We start from the raw sequence: 16,738 nt of genomic DNA, 5'->3' as shown, positions 1-16,738 counted from the left end.
GTTAAAGATACTTATTTTAAGGGGGATGGACATGGTAGTTGACCTATATAGTACACCTAAACAAGACGGATATAGAATGCCTGGGGAATTTGAAAATCATAAAGGTACATGGATGCTTTGGCCGACCAGAACAGACACTTGGAGATCAGGAGCTAAACCTGCTCAGAGAGTTTATAGTAAGGTAGCTAAGGCAATCTCAATGTTTGAGCAAGTTACAATGTGTGTAGGGGCAGAACAATTTGAAAATGCTCGTGCACTTTTACCGGACGATATCCGTATAGTGGAACTATCATCTAATGATGCCTGGATGCGCGATATTGGACCAACGTTTGTTACTAATGATAAGGGCAACATTCGAGGCATAGACTGGGGGTTTAATGCCTGGGGCGGTATAGAGGAAGGTCTTTATTATCCATGGGATAAAGACCTTCTTGTAAAACAAAAAGTGTTGGAAATTGAACAAATCAATAGATATGATGCGAATGACTTCATACTAGAAGGTGGAGCAATTACCGTAGATGGGCAAGGAACACTTATTACGACTGAACAATGTCTCCTAAATCCGAATCGAAACCCGCAGTTGACAAAAGAAGAAACCGAAGAAAAGTTACGCCAATACTTAGGTATTGAGAAAGTCATTTGGTTAAAAGGTGGTTTAATCGGCGATGAAACAGATGGCCACGTGGATGAAGTGGTGTTTTTCGTCCGACCAGGTGAAGTTGCCATTGGTTGGACAGACGATCCAGATCACCCACAATATCCAGTGCTTCAAGAAGCCATTACGATACTCCAAGAGGCTACGGATGCCAAGGGGCGGAAGTTGAAGATTCATAAATTGCATCTGCCCCAACAAGTGACTTTGAGTGAATCAGAAAGCCTAGAAATCGATTTTTCCAATCACAGTTTTGAACGAACATCCAAGAAAACCTTTATAGCAACATATATTAATTGTTATTTATGTAATGGTGGAGTGATTTTACCAACATTTGATGATCCTCAAGATGTTTATGCGATTGAAAAGTTTAAAGAAATGTATCCAGATCGAAAAATAATTCCAATCAACACCCGGGAAATATCCGTCGGTGGTGGTAACATCCACTGTATTACTCAACAGCAGCCGTTACCTTATAACGGTAAATAATTGGAAAATACATTTATGAAAAAATCCCAGTGAGAGCAATTGCTCCCACTGGGATTTCATTGTTACGTTACATTTCTAACTCGAAATCTTTAATATAGGCTTTTGGTGTCATAATTGCTTTCCCATCCCACTTATCTAACGGTCTGCCTTCTTTTACGCGGTTTGGGGTATCAGGATTAGCAAGGGCTTGGCGGGCAACACCAATAAAATCCGCTTGGCCTTTTTCGATCACAGTTGAAGCTTTTTCTGGATCACCTAATTGACCACAAGCAATAACTGGTTTCCCAGAGAATGCTTTGGCAGCTTCAGACATCGTCATCGTACCTTCACCGAATCCTGATGTGGCTGCGTCATCATCCGAAATATGAATATAATCAATATCGGTTTTACCTAATTCAGAGAAGATAATCTCAGCATCTGCTTCTCCTCCTGGCCATTTATAACTGCCATTTGTCGCTTTCAATTGAGAAATCCGAATGCCAAGGATCATGTTTCCACCGATAGCTGCTCGAACTTCTTCAATTAATTCTTTTAAGAAGCGAAGACGATTTTCCACACTTCCACCATATTGATCTGTACGATGATTGCTAATTTCCGATAGAAATTCATCTAGTAAATAACCATTTGCGCCGTGCAGCTCAACCCCATCGAATCCAGCTTGCTTGGCATAGATAGCGGATTGTGCAAAGCTTTGCTTGATTTCAGTCATTTCTTCTACCGATAGCTCTTTGGCAGTAGGAAATGGACCACTGCCACCATAAACTTCCACTTTATCTTGAGGAGGTGAAAACGGGGAAGGAGCAACCGTTACATCTGAATAATAACTCCCTTGCGATTGTGCTCCTGCATGCATTAATTGAGCAATCATGAGTGAACCATGCGATTTAACACGATCTACGATTGGTTTCCAATGGGTTGCATGCTTTTCGGTTGCTAGTCCCCCTTGATTTTCATAACCTTGGCTATATTTTGTATCTGGATACACTCCTTCAGTGATAACTGCGGCAAATCCACCCTTAGCAAAGCGTTCATAATATTCACTTACGCGCTCATTTGGCGTACCGTCCTTTTCTGAACTTACTCTTGTCATCGGTGCCACGATATAACGATTTTTTAAGATTTGCATTCCTAAATATGCTTGTTCAAATAAATTATTCATGTCATTCAGCCTACTTTCCGTCGTTAAAAATACACATCTTCTTCTTACTTTCCCAATTGGTAGTGAAATTAAACATCCAAACTATACACATTAATTAATCTATGAGATAATATAATTAGGCTTTGGTTAAGTCGAAAGGAGTTGATCCATATCTTTGTTCTTTCCAGAACTATTAATGGGACAACTGAAATGTTGAAGGACTCTAACAGCCACTCGTGTAAAACTTTCACTGATTTTAATGCTGCTAATTTATTAGCAAAGAAACTCAACATGAACACACAAACAAACTTACAATGGGAAGTTAAAAAACATTATATAAAAAAATAAGTAGGTAGCTGCCTACTTATTTTTTGTTTATAAAGGGATCTAAACATAAATTGGTTTTATTACGCCCCCGGCAGGATTCGAACTTGCGAGGAAACCTATAAGAGCATTTTACCGCATTTCACCTATTACATTAGGTTAATCAAAAAGGATTGTCCAATTTCAAAAAACTGGTAACAGCCGAGCGGTAAAATAGGAATGAAATAAATACCGATACACATGCAGGAAAATACGTAGACTCCTGCGGGATCATGTTTGATATGTATAAAACAATATTATGGAGGTTATGAAGTTTGTTAAGAACAAGCATATCTCTTTGTTATTTAATCATATTATTAATTTTTGTTGTAGGTTGTACTAACAATGGAAAAATCAACAAAAGGACCTAAATCAAGATTTCCCGCCAAAAAATCTACCTAGAGATGCAGGAAAAGAAGGTTATGTAATACAAAAAAACGAAACTACTTTTTTATTTGCACCTACTTGGCAAGAGGAATTGTTGGAAAAATATGAAGAGAGTAAATTGGGAATAAGCTATCCAGATGCAATGTCTGTGAATTTATCAGATGTTGATATTAATTTAGATGAGATAGAAGTAGGTCAGCCGATACGAGTATGGTTTGATAGTATATGGGAAGGTTAGCCACCTAGTGGACATGCCGTTAAAATAGAAATTATAGAAAAATAAATAGCCCTAGCCAACTAAGGATGGGACTATTTTTAATTACCTCACTCTCATATACCTACTACTCGGAGTCACATTTAAATTTAAAAACTCTCATCGCCCAAAAAGGCAGGGCTTAACTTTATTTCTTCAGATTTTGATGAAGAAAATAAAAACAAGAATTCGCTTTAACAAACTAAAGGTTATCATTCTGTGACCACTTAGACATTTTAGACAAAAAAGAAGGAGGCTGTAATAAGCCTCCAACTACTGTTATAATTAGGTTTCTAGAGACGCCCCCGGCAGGATTCGAACCTGCGACACACGGTTTAGGAAACCGATGCTCTATCCCCTGAGCTACGGGGGCATGATATAGAAAGACAATCGTTTTGACCCTATCTGATCTACAGGCTTTTTTACCAAGCAATATTCATTATACAAAATTGTGGCAGACTTGAAAAGTATCAGATCTAATTATACATGGTACTCGATTTGCTTGTATGATAAAATATAATACATGTGTTTAGGTAGATATGGATTGGAGGATGAAGTAATGGCAAGAGCTCCTTTTATCGCCATTGAAGGGCCAATAGGTATAGGAAAAACATCATTGGCCAAAAAGATTTCCTCGCATTTTGACTATCATTTGTTAAAGGAAATTGTGGAGGAAAACCCATTTCTAGGAAAATTTTATGAAAATATCGAGGAATGGAGTTTTCAAACAGAAATGTTCTTCCTTTGCAATCGTTTTAAACAATTGGAAGACATTGAGACAAAATATCTCAGCGACAATAAAGCAGTGGTCGCTGATTACCATATATCGAAAAATATGATCTTTGCAAAACGTACCCTTCCAGCGGATAAATTTGAGAAATACGAGCAAATTTATCATATCTTAACAAAGGATATGCCTGTACCAAATATGATGATCTATTTACATGGTAGTTTGGATACGATTATAAATCGAATTCATCAACGTGGCAGGGAAATCGAACAACATATTAAAACTTCTTATCTCGCTCAACTTTCACAGGACTATGAAAATTATATGAATGAATTCGAAATCATGCATCCTGATATTCCTGTTATTCGAGTGAATGGAGATGAAATTGATTTTGTTCGATACCAAAAACATTTAGAACAAATTATTAACCAAGTGGATGAACAGCTACAAAAGGTTACTTCAGAAGTAAGAAAAGGTTAAAAAAGGGGAAACAATCATGAATTTAAGAGAAAAATACCATATTCCAAATGATAGTATCATTACCATAGCAGGCACAGTTGGAGTAGGTAAATCAACCATGACTCATGCTTTAGCAAAAGCACTACGATTTAAAACTTCACTAGAGAAAGTGGATACGAACCCATATTTAGAAAAATTCTATCATGATTTTGAGCGCTGGAGCTTTCATTTACAGATTTACTTCCTAGCGGAACGATTTAAAGAACAGAAAAAGATATTTGAATATGGTGGAGGTTTTATACAAGATCGTTCCATTTATGAGGATACAGGGATTTTTGCGAAAATGCATTACGATAATGGGACCATGTCAAAAACCGATTATGAGACCTATAAAAGCTTATTCGATGCAATGGTAATGACACCATACTTCCCACATCCAGACCTGTTAATTTATCTAGAAGGCTCTCTTGACGATGTTATTAATCGAATTCAATCTCGAGGCCGTGAAATGGAAAAAAACACACCTATTTCTTATTGGAAAGAAATGTATAAACGATACGAAGATTGGATTAATAATTTTAACGCCTGCCCAATACTAAGAATTAATATTTCCGATTATGATCTCTTGAAACAAGAGGAATCAATCGAACCAATCCTAGAAAAGGTTGGACACTTTATTCAACAATCGAGACGTTGGAAATCAAGAGAATTAATCAAATAATATGCGCCCATACCAGGGCGCATTTTTGTTAACAAAAGAATACCTCTACCATAGTGCTTCCTCTTCTTCGCTCAATTCGATTGAAAATGGCACGATTGCTAGAATAAACATTAGTAAAATCCCCGCCATAATAAATAATCCAGAAACGGAAAAGTCGAAAATCATATTCATTAGAAAGATAAAAGGAAGCATAATAATGGAATTCATCGCCTCTTTTTTCCGACTCTGTGCAGAATGATAATTTGCTTCACCACAATAAGGACATGGCATTTTTATTCGAAAACAACGTTTCAATGTATCTACATACTCCCACTGCTTCTCACAATGAGCACAAATTGGCATGGATCCGCCTCCTTATTTTTCATTCCCTAATTCAATGGACCGATCACGGGCAGCTTGCACACATTCCATAATAATCTTTTGGAAATCGTTTCTTTTTAAGGATTCGATACCCGCTTGTGTGGTTCCTGCTGGACTTGTAATCTTTTCCCTTAATGCCGCAGCAGTATCTTCTGACTGCTGTAACATCTCGCCAGCACCTAGGATCGTTTGAGCAATCAACGATTTGGCCGTATCCCTATCTAGTCCAGATGATATGGCTGCTGCTTCCATTGCTTCTACGAGGTAATATATATAAGCAGGCCCACTTCCAGAAATACCTGTAACGATATGCATATCGGATTCATCTACAATTTCTGTTGTTCCTATTGTTTCAAAAAGTACCCTTGCTTCCTTCATATGGTTTTCACTAGCATGGATTCCTGCTGCAAGTGCCGTAGCAGAATAGCCAATGGATGCGGAAGTATTGGGCATTGCCCGTATAATTGGAATCTCAATGCCAAATAATTCTTGAATGGATTCCGTAGAAATGCCTGCTGTAACAGAAATAATTAATTGATCTGTTGTAACATAAGCCTTAATTGAATCAATTGCCTGCTCCATATCGTATGGTTTCGTAGCAAGAATGATGATATCCGTATCCGTTGTCAATTTTTCCTTATCCATCATGCTATTAATTTGATAGCGCTGTTCTAACCGCGTAATACGTTCTCGGTTGCTCCGATTTGTAACGATGATCTTTTCATTATCTACAATTTCAGCACGTACCATACCTGAAATGATTGCTTCAGCCATGGATCCTGCACCAATAAAAGCTATTTTTTTATTCATTATCAAAACCTCCTCTAGGTTATTGCTACTAAATTAGAATTAAGAATCAAAAAAACCCTTTTCATCCAATATGAAGGACGAAAAGGGTTTTCCGCGGTACCACCTAAATTGACATAGATTTCCTATGTCCAGCTTTTATTTTTAACACAGTCTTATCTGCGGTCAGTTTTTAACTAACGGCTCAGAGGTAGGTTCATACCCGTCGTTGACGTTGGGATCTTTCAGCCGATGAATCCCATTCTCTTTCGTACGTACATGGTACTACTAGCCTCTTCACTGCCTTTTTATAGTATTGGCTTAGATATGTACTATATGCTGAAATACGTGAAATGTCAAGTTCATCTATAATTAAGTATAATAAGGTTATAGTAATTATATGTTTACAATGAAAGCTTTTCTATAAGAAATGAAAGAGCATTTTCTTATAAAATACGAAAAAAACCGCTACACAGTAACGGTTTTCTTATCTCCAAAATTTTATGCGCTAATTTTTAAATGGAGGAGGTAGAGGGATTCGAACCCCCGCGGGCTGTTACACCCCTGGCGGTTTTCAAGACCGCTCCCTTCAGCCAGACTTGGGTATACCTCCGTGGCAACAGAATATACTATATCACGGTCGGATAAGCTTGTCAATTAGAAAATCAGATTTCATAATTTTCTTTTGATTAGCAGATAAATATTACGTAAAAAGAAAAGAAGAAATCCTGGTTTCGCAAGATTTCTTCAAACCTAACTCTTACCTTTCCTTTATTCTTTCTTGAAACTCACGTTGTATTCGTTTATATACTGTTTTATCCGTAATTAATTGAAAAGCAGTATATGCTGCTGCTTTTGCTCCAATAATCAAAGCTTGATCCGCTTTTTCTGATTTAGCAGCATCCCGAAATGCTTCCGTATGCCCTATTAGATCACTTGGACCAATTTTAATATGTGGATGAATGGTTGGAATAACCTGACTTATATTTCCTGCGTCCGTCGAGCCAAGTGCAGTATGATCCGTTGTATGAACAGTCCCTCCTAACTCCTCCACTACTTGGGTAAATACATCATCAAAACAACGATTTATAATAAAATTATCTACTTGATTTTGGAATGCAGAAACGTTCACCTTGGACCCCGTTGCCAATGCTGCTCCTTCTGCTATTGACTTAATACGAGCTGTTACATCATCTAAGACGGTTCGTGAGGCTGCTCTGATGAAGAAGCGTGCCTTAGCATATTCCGGTACAATATTAGGCGCATCTCCACCATCTGTTATAATTCCATGAATACGTACATCACTTGGAAGGTGTTGACGTAGTGCATTAATTCCATTAAATAATTGGATTACTCCGTCCAGCGCATTAATCCCTTGTTCAGGATAGGCAGATGCGTGCGCAGGCTTCCCAAAGAATTCAAAATCCAATGGATCAACAGCCAACGTTGGTCGAGTAGTATTTGTTTCAGCACCTGGGTGAACAATAATCGCAGCGTCTATATCATCTATTCGGCCTGTTTTTACAAAGCTTCCTTTCGCACTGCCATTTGGCCCACCTTCCTCAGCCGGTGTCCCAAGTACTACCAATTCACCACCAATCTCATCAATGACTTTGCTAAGACCAATGGCAGCAGCAATACTAAGGCTGCCAATCATATTATGGCCACAAGCATGACCTATACCCGGCAATGCATCGTATTCTGCTAAAAAACCGATTGTACGTCCTTTGTTTTTCCCCGTTTTTCTGGCAATAAAGGCAGTTGGATGTCCTGCGATATCCTTTTCTACCTCAAAGCCTTCCTCTACCAAAATATCAGTTAGTGTTTTTGCTGCGTAAACTTCCTGATTTCCGATTTCTGGATTTTCATGGATTGCATGGCTTATTCCTATATATCTTTCTGAATTTGCATCAATATACGCAGCAATTTGTTTCTTTAATTTTGTTGTTCGATCAATTGCAACTGTCATCCTTGCTCACCTCGTTTTTTGTTAATTAATGACCGATTTCACTTAACGGAACAAATGTAGGAATAGAATTTCCATTTCGTTCTTCTTCTATAAAGTTGGCAACATCCTCTGTTTGATAAATTTCCGCTAATTGCTTTAATACCTCATTGTTTTTATCTTTCTCTTGGACGGCAATGATATTTATATAAGGGGTTGCTGTTTCATCTTCATGGTAGATAGCGTCATCTAACGGACTAAATCCTGCATCAACAGCAATACCATTATTAATTATCGAAGCATCCACATCTGGTAATACACGAGGGGTTTGACCAGCAACTAATAATTCAAACTGAAGGTTTTTTGGGTTCTCAACAATTTTGTCTAGTGACCCATTGCCATCAAATCCCTCTTCTAACTTAATTAAACCAGCTTCTTCTAAAAGAAGGAGACCTCTTCCCATGTTTGTCGCTTCTTTCGCTAAGGCAATCGTTCCACCTTCTGGAATATCCTCTGGTTGATCATGTTTTTCAGAATACAATCCCATTGGCGCAATAACGGTCGTGGCAATTGGTGTTAAATCTAGATTATGCTCCTTTATAAAGGCATCAAAATAAGATACCGTTTGAAAAGCATTTGCATCAATTTCACCTTCAGCTAAAGCTAGATTTGGCTGCACATAATCAGAGAATCGGACGATCTCTACATTTATCCCTTCCTCTTTTGCTTTTTTGGCTACATATTCCCAAATGGTTGTGTCGGATCCGCTTATCCCTACCTTTACTGTTGTAGCTGCATCACTACTAGAACAAGCAGTAATAACGATTGTTGATAGAATAAGTGCTAAAAACACAAATAATTTTTTCATGCTGTTCGCTCCTTTTTATCTTATCTTCTTCTTATTTTCTTAGAAATGAAATTACCGGTTGATTGCAGTCCTTGAACCATAACGACAAGAATACCAACTGTAATCAGCATCACCGTTGTATCAAAGCGTTGGTATCCATAGGTGATTGCTAGATCACCAAGACCACCACCGCCAACAGCTCCTGCCATCGCAGATGCGCCTACTAGCCCAATGGTTGCAATAGTGATACCTAATAATAAAGAACTTAACGCTTCTGGAATAAGGAAACGAATAATAATTTGCCACGGTGTTGCCCCCATTGCTTGAGCTGCTTCCATTACTCCTGGGTCAACTTCCAATAGAGAGTTTTCAATTAATCTAGCAATATAGGGACCTGCATACAAAATCATTGGGACAATTGCTGCCGCAGTACCAATTGATGTGCCAACCACTAATCTGGTAAACGGAATGACAGCGACCATAAGTATAATGAATGGAATTGATCGAAAGATGTTTATAAATGCGTTCAAAACCGTAAAAACCACTTTATTCTCCCATAAATGTCCTTTCCTTGTTACCACTAATAGAATTCCTAATATAAGTCCTATCACAAAGGAGAAAAGTAAAGAAATACCAACCATTAGGATTGTCTCCCATAATGCTGCTACAATTTGTTGGTTATCAACTAACATCTGCTAACACTTCCTTTATCGTGACATCTTGTTGGTGAATATGCATGATCACTCGGTTAATTTCCTTTTCGTCTCCATCAAATTTGACAATTAAATTGCCAAAAGGAATACCTTGTAACTCCGTAATACTCCCAAATAAAACATTCACTTCGACAGCATACTGCTTAGCTATTTGCGATAGTAACGGAGCGCCTGCTGAAGATCCAACGAATACAATACGGTATATCTGATGTCGTTCGTCTTGTGCTTTTACGAGTTGATAAACCGATTCCGGTATCTCATCATGCATCACGGAACGTACAAAATTTTTGGCTATCTCTGTTCGAGGTTGGGAAAATACGTCAAATACAGAACCAGCTTCCACCACTTTTCCACTATCCAAAACGGCCACTTTATCGCAAATTTCCCTAATTACACCCATTTCATGAGTAATGATTAAAATCGTTAAATTATATTCTTCATTTACTTTCTTTAATAATTGCAATATCGACTTGGTTGTTTCTGGATCGAGTGCTGACGTTGCTTCATCACATAACAACACCTTTGGCTTTGTGGCTAATGCACGTGCAATTCCAACACGCTGTTTTTGCCCTCCTGATAACTGATCAGGATAACTATTTGCCTTATCCGCTAGTCCTACAAATGCCAATAAATCGTCAACTCGCTTTTTCACTTCATTTTTTGGGATATTAGCTAATAATAAAGGCATAGCCACATTGGTATACACCGTTTTCGAGTTTAATAGATTGAAATGTTGAAATATCATTCCAATGCTTCGTTTTGCTTCCCTTAATTCCTTTGCTGAAAGGTTGAGTATGTCCTGACCATCTACGATTACTTTCCCAGAAGTTGGTCGCTCCAATAGGTTTACACAGCGGATGAGAGAACTTTTTCCTGCGCCACTAAAACCAATCACACCATATATTTCTCCCTTTTCAATTTGTAAATTCACCTGATCCAATGCTTTTACTTGCTGTTCTTTGCCGTTATATATTTTTGTTACTTGATCAAACGTAATCATGCTGTCACTCCCCTTCTAAATAAAAAAGCCTCTTCATCAAAGAAGAGGCTATCCATTACCCTCTTCTTATCTTTCAAGCATCATTCGCTTGCTGGATTTGGCACAGTACTTAATCGTCCGCTGCCGAGGTTTCTTAGGGCCAGTCCCTCCACCTCTCTGGATAAGAAGTATTAAAATTTTATGAACATGTAAACATTTTGTGTTCACGATCGATCATACAATCCTTGATGAATCGGTTTTAAAGGTGTTTACAAAAGAAAAATCCCTCCTTTTAATCAAGAAGAGATTCCATATGTGGCGCTCTCTTCTTATTTTCCAAGCACAGTAGCTTGTTGGATTTGGCACAGTACTTTTAACAGTCCGCTGCCGAGGTTTCTTAGGGCCAATTCCCTCCACCTCTCTGAATAAGAAGTATTCGTTAATATAATTATGATGATTATTAGATTACTACGCTTCTTTCATTCTGTCAATCACTATTTTGAAAAAATTTTAAAATTTTCCGCTTTCCTTTATGTAATTTTACCTATCGTTTATTGCGTTCCTCTAAAATTTCTGTATAATAAAATTAGTGATAATGATTCTCATTATCATAAATGGAGGAGGTACTTATATGCGAAATTCAGATATAACAGATGTAACGATCGTTGGTGGCGGACCAGCAGGATTATATGCATCTTTTTATAGCGGCATGCGGGACTTATCCACTCGCATCATAGAATATCAACCGAAACTAGGTGGTAAAGTACATGTATATCCTGAAAAAATGATCTGGGATGTTGGCGGATTAACCCCAGTAACTGGAGCAACATTAATTGATCAAATGGCGGAACAAGCTGTGACTTTTGATCCAGAAATCGTTCTAAATGAGAAAGTCACAAAAATCGAAAAGAATGAAGATCAGTTATTTGTCCTTACGTCTAACTCTGGGAATCAATATGTAAGTAGAACCGTTATCCTCGCTGTTGGTGGTGGTATTTTAAATCCGATTAAAATCGATATTGAAGGAGCAGATCGATTTGAAGTAACCAATCTCCACTATACGGTACAAAGCCTTGAACATTTTAAAGGAAAGAACATTATTATTTCTGGTGGAGGCAATTCTGCAATTGATTGGGCAAATGAATTTGAGCCTATTGCTAATCAAGTACATATTGTACATCGCAAAAATGAATTTAAAGGTCATGAGGCCCAAATTCAGCAATTAATGAATTCATCCGTCCATGTTCATCTCAATTCAACGATAGAGAAGTTGCATGCAAATCAAGAAGGAAATCTAATTGACGCGGTAAGTATTCATAACCATGAAATCAACGAGTCAATAAGATTAGAAACAGATGATCTAATTATTAATTACGGTTATGAAAGGGAACTAACCTTTATTAAAGAAAGCCCCCTTCATATTGAAATAGAAAACGATTTCTTTGTAAAAGGCACATCTAAATCTGCATCATCCGTTGAAGGGCTTTATGCTGCTGGCGATATACTAGCCTTTGATGGTAAAGTTCATTTAATTGCAGGGGCTTTTGTAGACGCAGCTAATGCAGTTAACCAAGCCAAATTATTACTAGAGCCAGATGCAGCTGCCAAAGCAAGAGTATCTTCTCATAACGCTAAATTTAATGCGAAAAACAAAGAACTTTTGAAGCATTTATACCAATCATCATCTTAAACGATGTTTAAAAAGGAGTACACGAATGAATAAGAAACAATTTATCTATGTATTGCTCATTATTCTATTAACCTTCCTAGCAGCATGTAGTGGGAGCAATAACGCCGAAGAAAATGAGAGTAACCAAGAAAAAGAAGATAGCACGCGTGAATTCGAAACCGCCAAAGGTACCGTTGAAATTCCATCGAATCCGGAACGAATTGTTACCGATTACTATGGTGGAGAATTACTTTCTGTAGGAGCAAATGTAGTCGGAGTGGAACCGACCGCGTTTGATAATCCATTTATCGCAGATCTTCTAAAAGATGCTACAGATGTCGGCTATCCATTAAATGAGGAAAAGGTATTAGAATTAGATCCAGATTTAATTGTTGTCATGTATGATGATAATTATGAGGCATTATCTAAAATTGCACCAACGATTCATATCCCTTACGGTACAACATCTGATATTGAGGAAACAGTTAATCTATTTGGTGATATCGTCGGTTCACCTGAAAAAGCTGAAGAATTTATGACGGAATTTAATCAAGAAGCCGAAGAAGGTAGAAAAAAATTAGAGGGTATTATTGACTCAGATGATACATTTGGGATATATGAGCTGACCAATAAAGGTGAACTATGGACATTTGGTGAAAATGCTGGCAGAGGTGGGCAAGCCTTATACAATGCCCTTGGATTAAAAATGCCTGAAAAGAACGCAGGTGGTGAAAGTACGAAACAAATATCGTTAGAAGTACTTCCAGAATACGCTGCTGATTATATGTTTTTAACTTCCTACGATCCAGAAAATGAAGGAACTGCTCTTAAAGATTTAAAAGACTCAGCTGTATGGCAAAATTTAAATGCTAATAAGCAAGATCAAATCTTTTATAATGATTTTGATACCTTCTATCGATACGACCCAATCGCAGTAAAAGAACAAATTGGTTTGCTTGTTGATAAAATTATTGAACGAAAAGAACAAGAAGAGTAGTAAAAACCCCCTTCGCTTTTTGTGGAAGGGGTTTTTTATGATCATACGTTTACTCTGATTTTAGACTATCAACAATAAAATCTAATTGATGTTCTAAAGCTATTGGATCCGTAAAATACATATTGTTAACCTCATATTCATATACATTTCCGTCTTTAACCGCAGGCAAGTTCTCCCAAATGGTTAATGAGGTAACATCGGATTTTCTTTCCTCTGTGTCCCCATTTTCCGTCTCACGGACACCCATAAAGATATGATCTGCTTCCTCTAAATATTCTGGCACAGCTTCCAATGAGATCGAAGCCCAGCCTTCTTCTTTTGTAACTTCAATAACCTTCTCTGGTGCGTTTAAACCGAGTTCATTGTAAATGATTTCTCCACCTCTACCGTAAGACTCACCAAATAGATACATTTCTTTTTCAGCTAATTCTAAGATAACTACTTTTTCATCATTTTTAATGACATCATCTAATTCTGTTTCCTTTTCTTCGATCTTCTTATCAAACGCCGTAAAATAATCTTTGGTTTCTTCTTCTTTATTTAGAATCTTCCCAAACTCCGTTAACATATCGCGATAACCATAAGTTGCATAAGGTATTAAGACAGTAGGTGCGATTTTTGATAATTCCTCATTTTTATCTTCTGAATAAGTGACAATTAAATCTGGGTCAAGAGCAATAACCTCTTCCATGTTAATGGATGTTTTATCACCTACTTTTTTTGTATCCTGTAACTGGTCTTTGAAGTAAGGTGTTTCAAAAATCCAACCTGTCGTTGCGATTGGCGTAACACCTAATGCCAAAGCATAACCAACATAATCTTGATCAGCTATCACTACACGCTTTGGGTTAGCAGGAATCTCTACCTCCCCCTGTGGTCCTTTATAAACACGGGTTTCATCAGATATTTCCTGTTTATTTGCTGTGTCACTTTCTCCTTCTTGATTGACTTTTCCCTCTTCATTACTAGATCCACAAGCTACAAGGGATACTAAAACAAACAGACAAACGAAGCTAATACGTAACTGCTTCATCCACATAACTCCTTTTCCTATCCATTTTTTTAAAACACTATTCGTACTACGAACGAGTTAATAAATACAAGAAATAAGGTGCACCAATAATAGCTACAACAATGCCAGCTGGTATTTCTGATGGTTGAAGGATCGCCTTACCAATTGTATCTGCAGCCAATAGTAACAATCCTCCAGCAATCGCCGATAATGGGATAAGAAAACGATGTGTGGGACCAATTAACTTCCTAGCTAAATGTGGACCAATCAATCCTACAAAGGCGATTCCGCCACTAACTGAAATACAAGCAGAAGCTAAGCCTACTGAGGCAGCTACCACCTTTAATCGCTCTTTTTCTACCGTTACTCCTAATCCCGTTGCTACTTCATCTCCAAATGTAAGGGCATCTAATGTACGTGCTTTCAAACTAATATATGGTAATAATACAAGTACCCATGGTAATAAGGTAAGAACAAATCGCCAATCAGCCCCCCATATACGACCAGCCATCCATACTGCCAACACATCATATTGTTGTTCAGGCAGTTGTAAAGATACTACAATTAAAAGAGCATTTAAACCTGCTGCTACAGCAATCCCATTAAGTACTAAACGGTTGGGCATTAATCCATTATGTTTATCAAACGAAAGCAGATAAATAATAATCGCAGTTACAATTCCGCCAGCTAGAGATAAAAATGGCATGACTCCAACTGGAAGACTTTGATCAGGTGGAATATAGGCAAGCGCTAAGACAACCATTAAGCCTGCTCCAGTTGTGATCCCTAATATGCCCGGTTCTGCTAATGGATTACGAGCTACACCTTGCAGGATACAGCCAGATACAGCTAATCCTGCCCCAACCAGCATAGCTATAATAATACGCGGCAGACGAAATTCAAATAAGATAAGTTCCTGCTGGTCGGTTCCATTGCCTAGAATGGTTTGAAATAGCTCTGCAGGAGAGAGATGTATAGCACCAACATTTACGCTAATAACAAATGTGATTGCGATTAACAAGATAAATAGTAAAATAATAGCGACACGCTTTTTTGTTCGATGCTGATCAGCCTTGTCTCGCATTAGAAAACGCACTATAAATTCCTCCCTTCTTTTCTAGCAACATAAAGGAAGAAAGGAACGCCAATTAAAGCAAATAAAGCCCCAATCGGAGTTTCTTGTGGTGCATTAATCATACGAGCACCTATATCTGCTAAACAAGTTAGCAATCCTCCAATGACAGCAGAGCAAGGAATAATAAGTCGATAATCTACTCCAACAAAATATCGAGCAAGATGCGGAACAATCAATCCAACAAAACCAATTGGCCCCGCCACAGCAACAGCCACTCCTGCAATCAATAGCACAACAATAAAACCCAATGCACGTATTTGTTTTATCTTTTGCCCGAGACCTCTTGCTACATCATCGCCAAGGCTTAAAATCGTAATGGATTTGGATAAAAACATAGCAACAATGAGTGCCCCCAAAACCCACGTAAACATCAACTTTAATTGAGTCCACTTTACACCGGCAATTCCGCCTGCAAACCAGAAAGCTAGATCCTGACTTAAATTAAAATAAATACCAATACCTTCGCTGAGTGCAGTAAATAGTGCAGTTACGGCAGCCCCCGCAAGCACAATTTTGATCGGTGTTACTGATCCTTTTCCCATTGAACTGATACCAAATACAAGTACGACACTTATTCCTGCACCAATAAATGCGAACAAAATTAGTCCATTATAGGATAAGCTTGGGAAAAGCGCAAAACAAACAGCTACCATAAAAACAGCCCCAGCGTTAATCCCAAGAATTCCTGGATCAGCCAATGGATTCCTTGTCATCCCTTGCATCATCGCACCGGCAACAGCAAATGATGCCCCAACTAATACACCTGCCAAAGACCTAGGCAAACGAAGTTCTTGAATAATCGAATGAGAAGTATTCGTAGCATCATATCGAAAAATCGCTTCCAAAACGGTCATAAATGTTATATCCGCTGCTCCGACAGATATAGATACCACTAAACTAATGCATGTTGCTAAGATACCACCTACTAAAATGATCGTAGCTGGCAATGGCCTTGTTTTTATATGTGGTTTATGTATATCTGAGGAGCGATTTTCTTCTGCCATATACGATCCACTTCCTTTAGGAGAACCTTAACTATATTAATGATATTGATAATCATTATCATTAATATAGTAGCAATCCTTATGTACTTTGTCTATATT

General features: G+C 37.9%; 16 protein-coding genes, 2 tRNA genes and 2 riboswitches. Of the genes, 6 read left to right on the top strand and 12 right to left on the bottom strand.

The window, feature by feature from the left end; genetic code table 11:
* Positions 1-31 precede the first annotated feature (31 nt).
* The gene (gene aguA, locus M948_RS30775; protein WP_021290305.1) at positions 32-1,141 is read left to right on the top strand and encodes an agmatine deiminase; all 1,110 of its coding nucleotides are present in this window, start codon (positions 32-34) and stop codon (positions 1,139-1,141) included.
* Positions 1,142-1,208: 67 nt separating this feature from the next.
* Here the strand turns inward: aguA and M948_RS30770 are convergent, their stop codons facing one another.
* Positions 1,209-2,300 carry an oxidoreductase gene (locus M948_RS30770; RefSeq protein WP_021290304.1) on the bottom strand — a complete coding sequence of 364 codons (1,092 nt, stop codon included), beginning with the start codon at positions 2,298-2,300 and terminating at the stop codon, positions 1,209-1,211.
* Between the two features lie 769 nt (positions 2,301-3,069).
* Here M948_RS30770 and M948_RS42785 point away from each other — a divergent pair.
* A complete protein-coding gene (locus tag M948_RS42785; RefSeq protein ID WP_081674651.1) occupies positions 3,070-3,267 on the top strand; it encodes a DUF3221 domain-containing protein in 198 nt (65 codons plus the stop codon).
* Positions 3,268-3,582: 315 nt separating this feature from the next.
* Here M948_RS42785 and M948_RS30765 read toward each other — a convergent pair.
* Positions 3,583-3,655: transfer RNA gene (locus tag M948_RS30765), tRNA-Arg, on the bottom strand.
* Between the two features lie 186 nt (positions 3,656-3,841).
* Here M948_RS30765 and M948_RS30760 point away from each other — a divergent pair.
* Both M948_RS30760 and M948_RS30755 read left to right on the top strand, forming a co-directional pair.
* Positions 3,842-4,492, top strand: coding sequence for a deoxynucleoside kinase (locus tag M948_RS30760; RefSeq protein ID WP_021290302.1), 651 nt, complete (start codon positions 3,842-3,844; stop codon positions 4,490-4,492).
* Positions 4,493-4,508: 16 nt separating this feature from the next.
* Positions 4,509-5,192 (top strand): deoxynucleoside kinase, encoded by a 684-nt coding sequence (locus tag M948_RS30755; RefSeq protein WP_021290301.1) that lies wholly within the window; start codon positions 4,509-4,511, stop codon positions 5,190-5,192.
* A 45-nt stretch (positions 5,193-5,237) separates the two neighbouring features.
* Here the strand turns inward: M948_RS30755 and M948_RS30750 are convergent, their stop codons facing one another.
* The 7 genes from M948_RS30750 to M948_RS30720 all read right to left on the bottom strand — a co-directional run bounded on the left by M948_RS30750 (position 5,238) and on the right by M948_RS30720 (position 10,843).
* Positions 5,238-5,534 (bottom strand): TIGR04104 family putative zinc finger protein, encoded by a 297-nt coding sequence (locus M948_RS30750; RefSeq protein WP_021290300.1) that lies wholly within the window; start codon positions 5,532-5,534, stop codon positions 5,238-5,240.
* A 12-nt stretch (positions 5,535-5,546) separates the two neighbouring features.
* The gene (gene proC, locus M948_RS30745) at positions 5,547-6,365 is read right to left on the bottom strand and encodes a pyrroline-5-carboxylate reductase (RefSeq protein ID WP_187370457.1); all 819 of its coding nucleotides are present in this window, start codon (positions 6,363-6,365) and stop codon (positions 5,547-5,549) included.
* Between the two features lie 493 nt (positions 6,366-6,858).
* Positions 6,859-6,951: transfer RNA gene (locus M948_RS30740), tRNA-Ser, on the bottom strand.
* A 147-nt stretch (positions 6,952-7,098) separates the two neighbouring features.
* On the bottom strand, positions 7,099-8,307 hold the full coding sequence (locus tag M948_RS30735; protein ID WP_021290298.1) for a M20 family metallopeptidase: 1,209 nt from the start codon (positions 8,305-8,307) through the stop codon (positions 7,099-7,101).
* A 25-nt stretch (positions 8,308-8,332) separates the two neighbouring features.
* Positions 8,333-9,151, bottom strand: a complete 819-nt coding sequence (locus tag M948_RS30730; protein ID WP_021290297.1) for a MetQ/NlpA family ABC transporter substrate-binding protein — start codon at positions 9,149-9,151, stop codon at positions 8,333-8,335.
* A 20-nt stretch (positions 9,152-9,171) separates the two neighbouring features.
* Entirely contained in the window at positions 9,172-9,822 is a 651-nt protein-coding gene (locus M948_RS30725) for a methionine ABC transporter permease (RefSeq protein WP_021290296.1), read from the bottom strand.
* The gene (locus tag M948_RS30720; protein ID WP_021290295.1) at positions 9,812-10,843 is read right to left on the bottom strand and encodes a methionine ABC transporter ATP-binding protein; all 1,032 of its coding nucleotides are present in this window, start codon (positions 10,841-10,843) and stop codon (positions 9,812-9,814) included. The genes M948_RS30725 and M948_RS30720 overlap by 11 nt, the downstream gene beginning before the upstream one ends.
* A gap of 63 nt (positions 10,844-10,906) precedes the next feature.
* Positions 10,907-11,010, bottom strand: a riboswitch (SAM riboswitch).
* Between the two features lie 138 nt (positions 11,011-11,148).
* Positions 11,149-11,254: riboswitch (SAM riboswitch) on the bottom strand.
* Between the two features lie 199 nt (positions 11,255-11,453).
* Between M948_RS30720 and M948_RS30715 the strand changes: the two genes are divergently transcribed.
* Together M948_RS30715 and M948_RS30710 are read left to right on the top strand one after the other, a co-directional pair.
* Entirely contained in the window at positions 11,454-12,512 is a 1,059-nt protein-coding gene (locus M948_RS30715) for an NAD(P)/FAD-dependent oxidoreductase (RefSeq protein ID WP_021290294.1), read from the top strand.
* Positions 12,513-12,537: 25 nt separating this feature from the next.
* Positions 12,538-13,488 carry an ABC transporter substrate-binding protein gene (locus tag M948_RS30710; protein WP_021290293.1) on the top strand — a complete coding sequence of 317 codons (951 nt, stop codon included), beginning with the start codon at positions 12,538-12,540 and terminating at the stop codon, positions 13,486-13,488.
* Between the two features lie 49 nt (positions 13,489-13,537).
* Here the strand turns inward: M948_RS30710 and M948_RS30705 are convergent, their stop codons facing one another.
* From M948_RS30705 to M948_RS30695, 3 genes are read right to left on the bottom strand one after another with little or no spacing between them, the layout of a single operon-like run.
* Positions 13,538-14,521 carry an iron-hydroxamate ABC transporter substrate-binding protein gene (locus tag M948_RS30705; RefSeq protein ID WP_021290292.1) on the bottom strand — a complete coding sequence of 328 codons (984 nt, stop codon included), beginning with the start codon at positions 14,519-14,521 and terminating at the stop codon, positions 13,538-13,540.
* Between the two features lie 46 nt (positions 14,522-14,567).
* Positions 14,568-15,584, bottom strand: a complete 1,017-nt coding sequence (locus M948_RS30700) for a FecCD family ABC transporter permease (RefSeq protein WP_031335301.1) — start codon at positions 15,582-15,584, stop codon at positions 14,568-14,570.
* 11 nt (positions 15,585-15,595) lie between these two features.
* On the bottom strand, positions 15,596-16,639 hold the full coding sequence (locus M948_RS30695) for a FecCD family ABC transporter permease (RefSeq protein ID WP_021290290.1): 1,044 nt from the start codon (positions 16,637-16,639) through the stop codon (positions 15,596-15,598).
* Between the last annotated feature and the right edge of the window lie 99 nt (positions 16,640-16,738).

The organism is Virgibacillus sp. CM-4, assembly GCF_000445495.1.
Taxonomy (GTDB): Bacteria; Bacillota; Bacilli; order Bacillales; family Amphibacillaceae; genus Virgibacillus; species Virgibacillus salexigens.
This window is presented reverse-complemented; position numbering and strand designations above follow the sequence as displayed.

Coding starts and splice junctions, on each gene's coding strand:
- M948_RS30750 (WP_021290300.1), bottom strand. CDS start 5,534: ATGCCAATTTGTGCTCATTGTGAGAAGCAGTGGGAGTATGTAGATACA.
- aguA (WP_021290305.1), top strand. CDS start 32: ATGGTAGTTGACCTATATAGTACACCTAAACAAGACGGATATAGAATG.
- M948_RS30695 (WP_021290290.1), bottom strand. CDS start 16,639: ATGGCAGAAGAAAATCGCTCCTCAGATATACATAAACCACATATAAAA.
- M948_RS30735 (WP_021290298.1), bottom strand. CDS start 8,307: ATGACAGTTGCAATTGATCGAACAACAAAATTAAAGAAACAAATTGCT.
- M948_RS30770 (WP_021290304.1), bottom strand. CDS start 2,300: ATGAATAATTTATTTGAACAAGCATATTTAGGAATGCAAATCTTAAAA.
- M948_RS30755 (WP_021290301.1), top strand. CDS start 4,509: ATGAATTTAAGAGAAAAATACCATATTCCAAATGATAGTATCATTACC.
- M948_RS30725 (WP_021290296.1), bottom strand. CDS start 9,822: ATGTTAGTTGATAACCAACAAATTGTAGCAGCATTATGGGAGACAATC.
- M948_RS30715 (WP_021290294.1), top strand. CDS start 11,454: ATGCGAAATTCAGATATAACAGATGTAACGATCGTTGGTGGCGGACCA.
- M948_RS30710 (WP_021290293.1), top strand. CDS start 12,538: ATGAATAAGAAACAATTTATCTATGTATTGCTCATTATTCTATTAACC.
- M948_RS30760 (WP_021290302.1), top strand. CDS start 3,842: ATGGCAAGAGCTCCTTTTATCGCCATTGAAGGGCCAATAGGTATAGGA.
- M948_RS30720 (WP_021290295.1), bottom strand. CDS start 10,843: ATGATTACGTTTGATCAAGTAACAAAAATATATAACGGCAAAGAACAG.
- M948_RS30730 (WP_021290297.1), bottom strand. CDS start 9,151: ATGAAAAAATTATTTGTGTTTTTAGCACTTATTCTATCAACAATCGTT.
- M948_RS30700 (WP_031335301.1), bottom strand. CDS start 15,584: ATGCGAGACAAGGCTGATCAGCATCGAACAAAAAAGCGTGTCGCTATT.
- M948_RS30705 (WP_021290292.1), bottom strand. CDS start 14,521: ATGAAGCAGTTACGTATTAGCTTCGTTTGTCTGTTTGTTTTAGTATCC.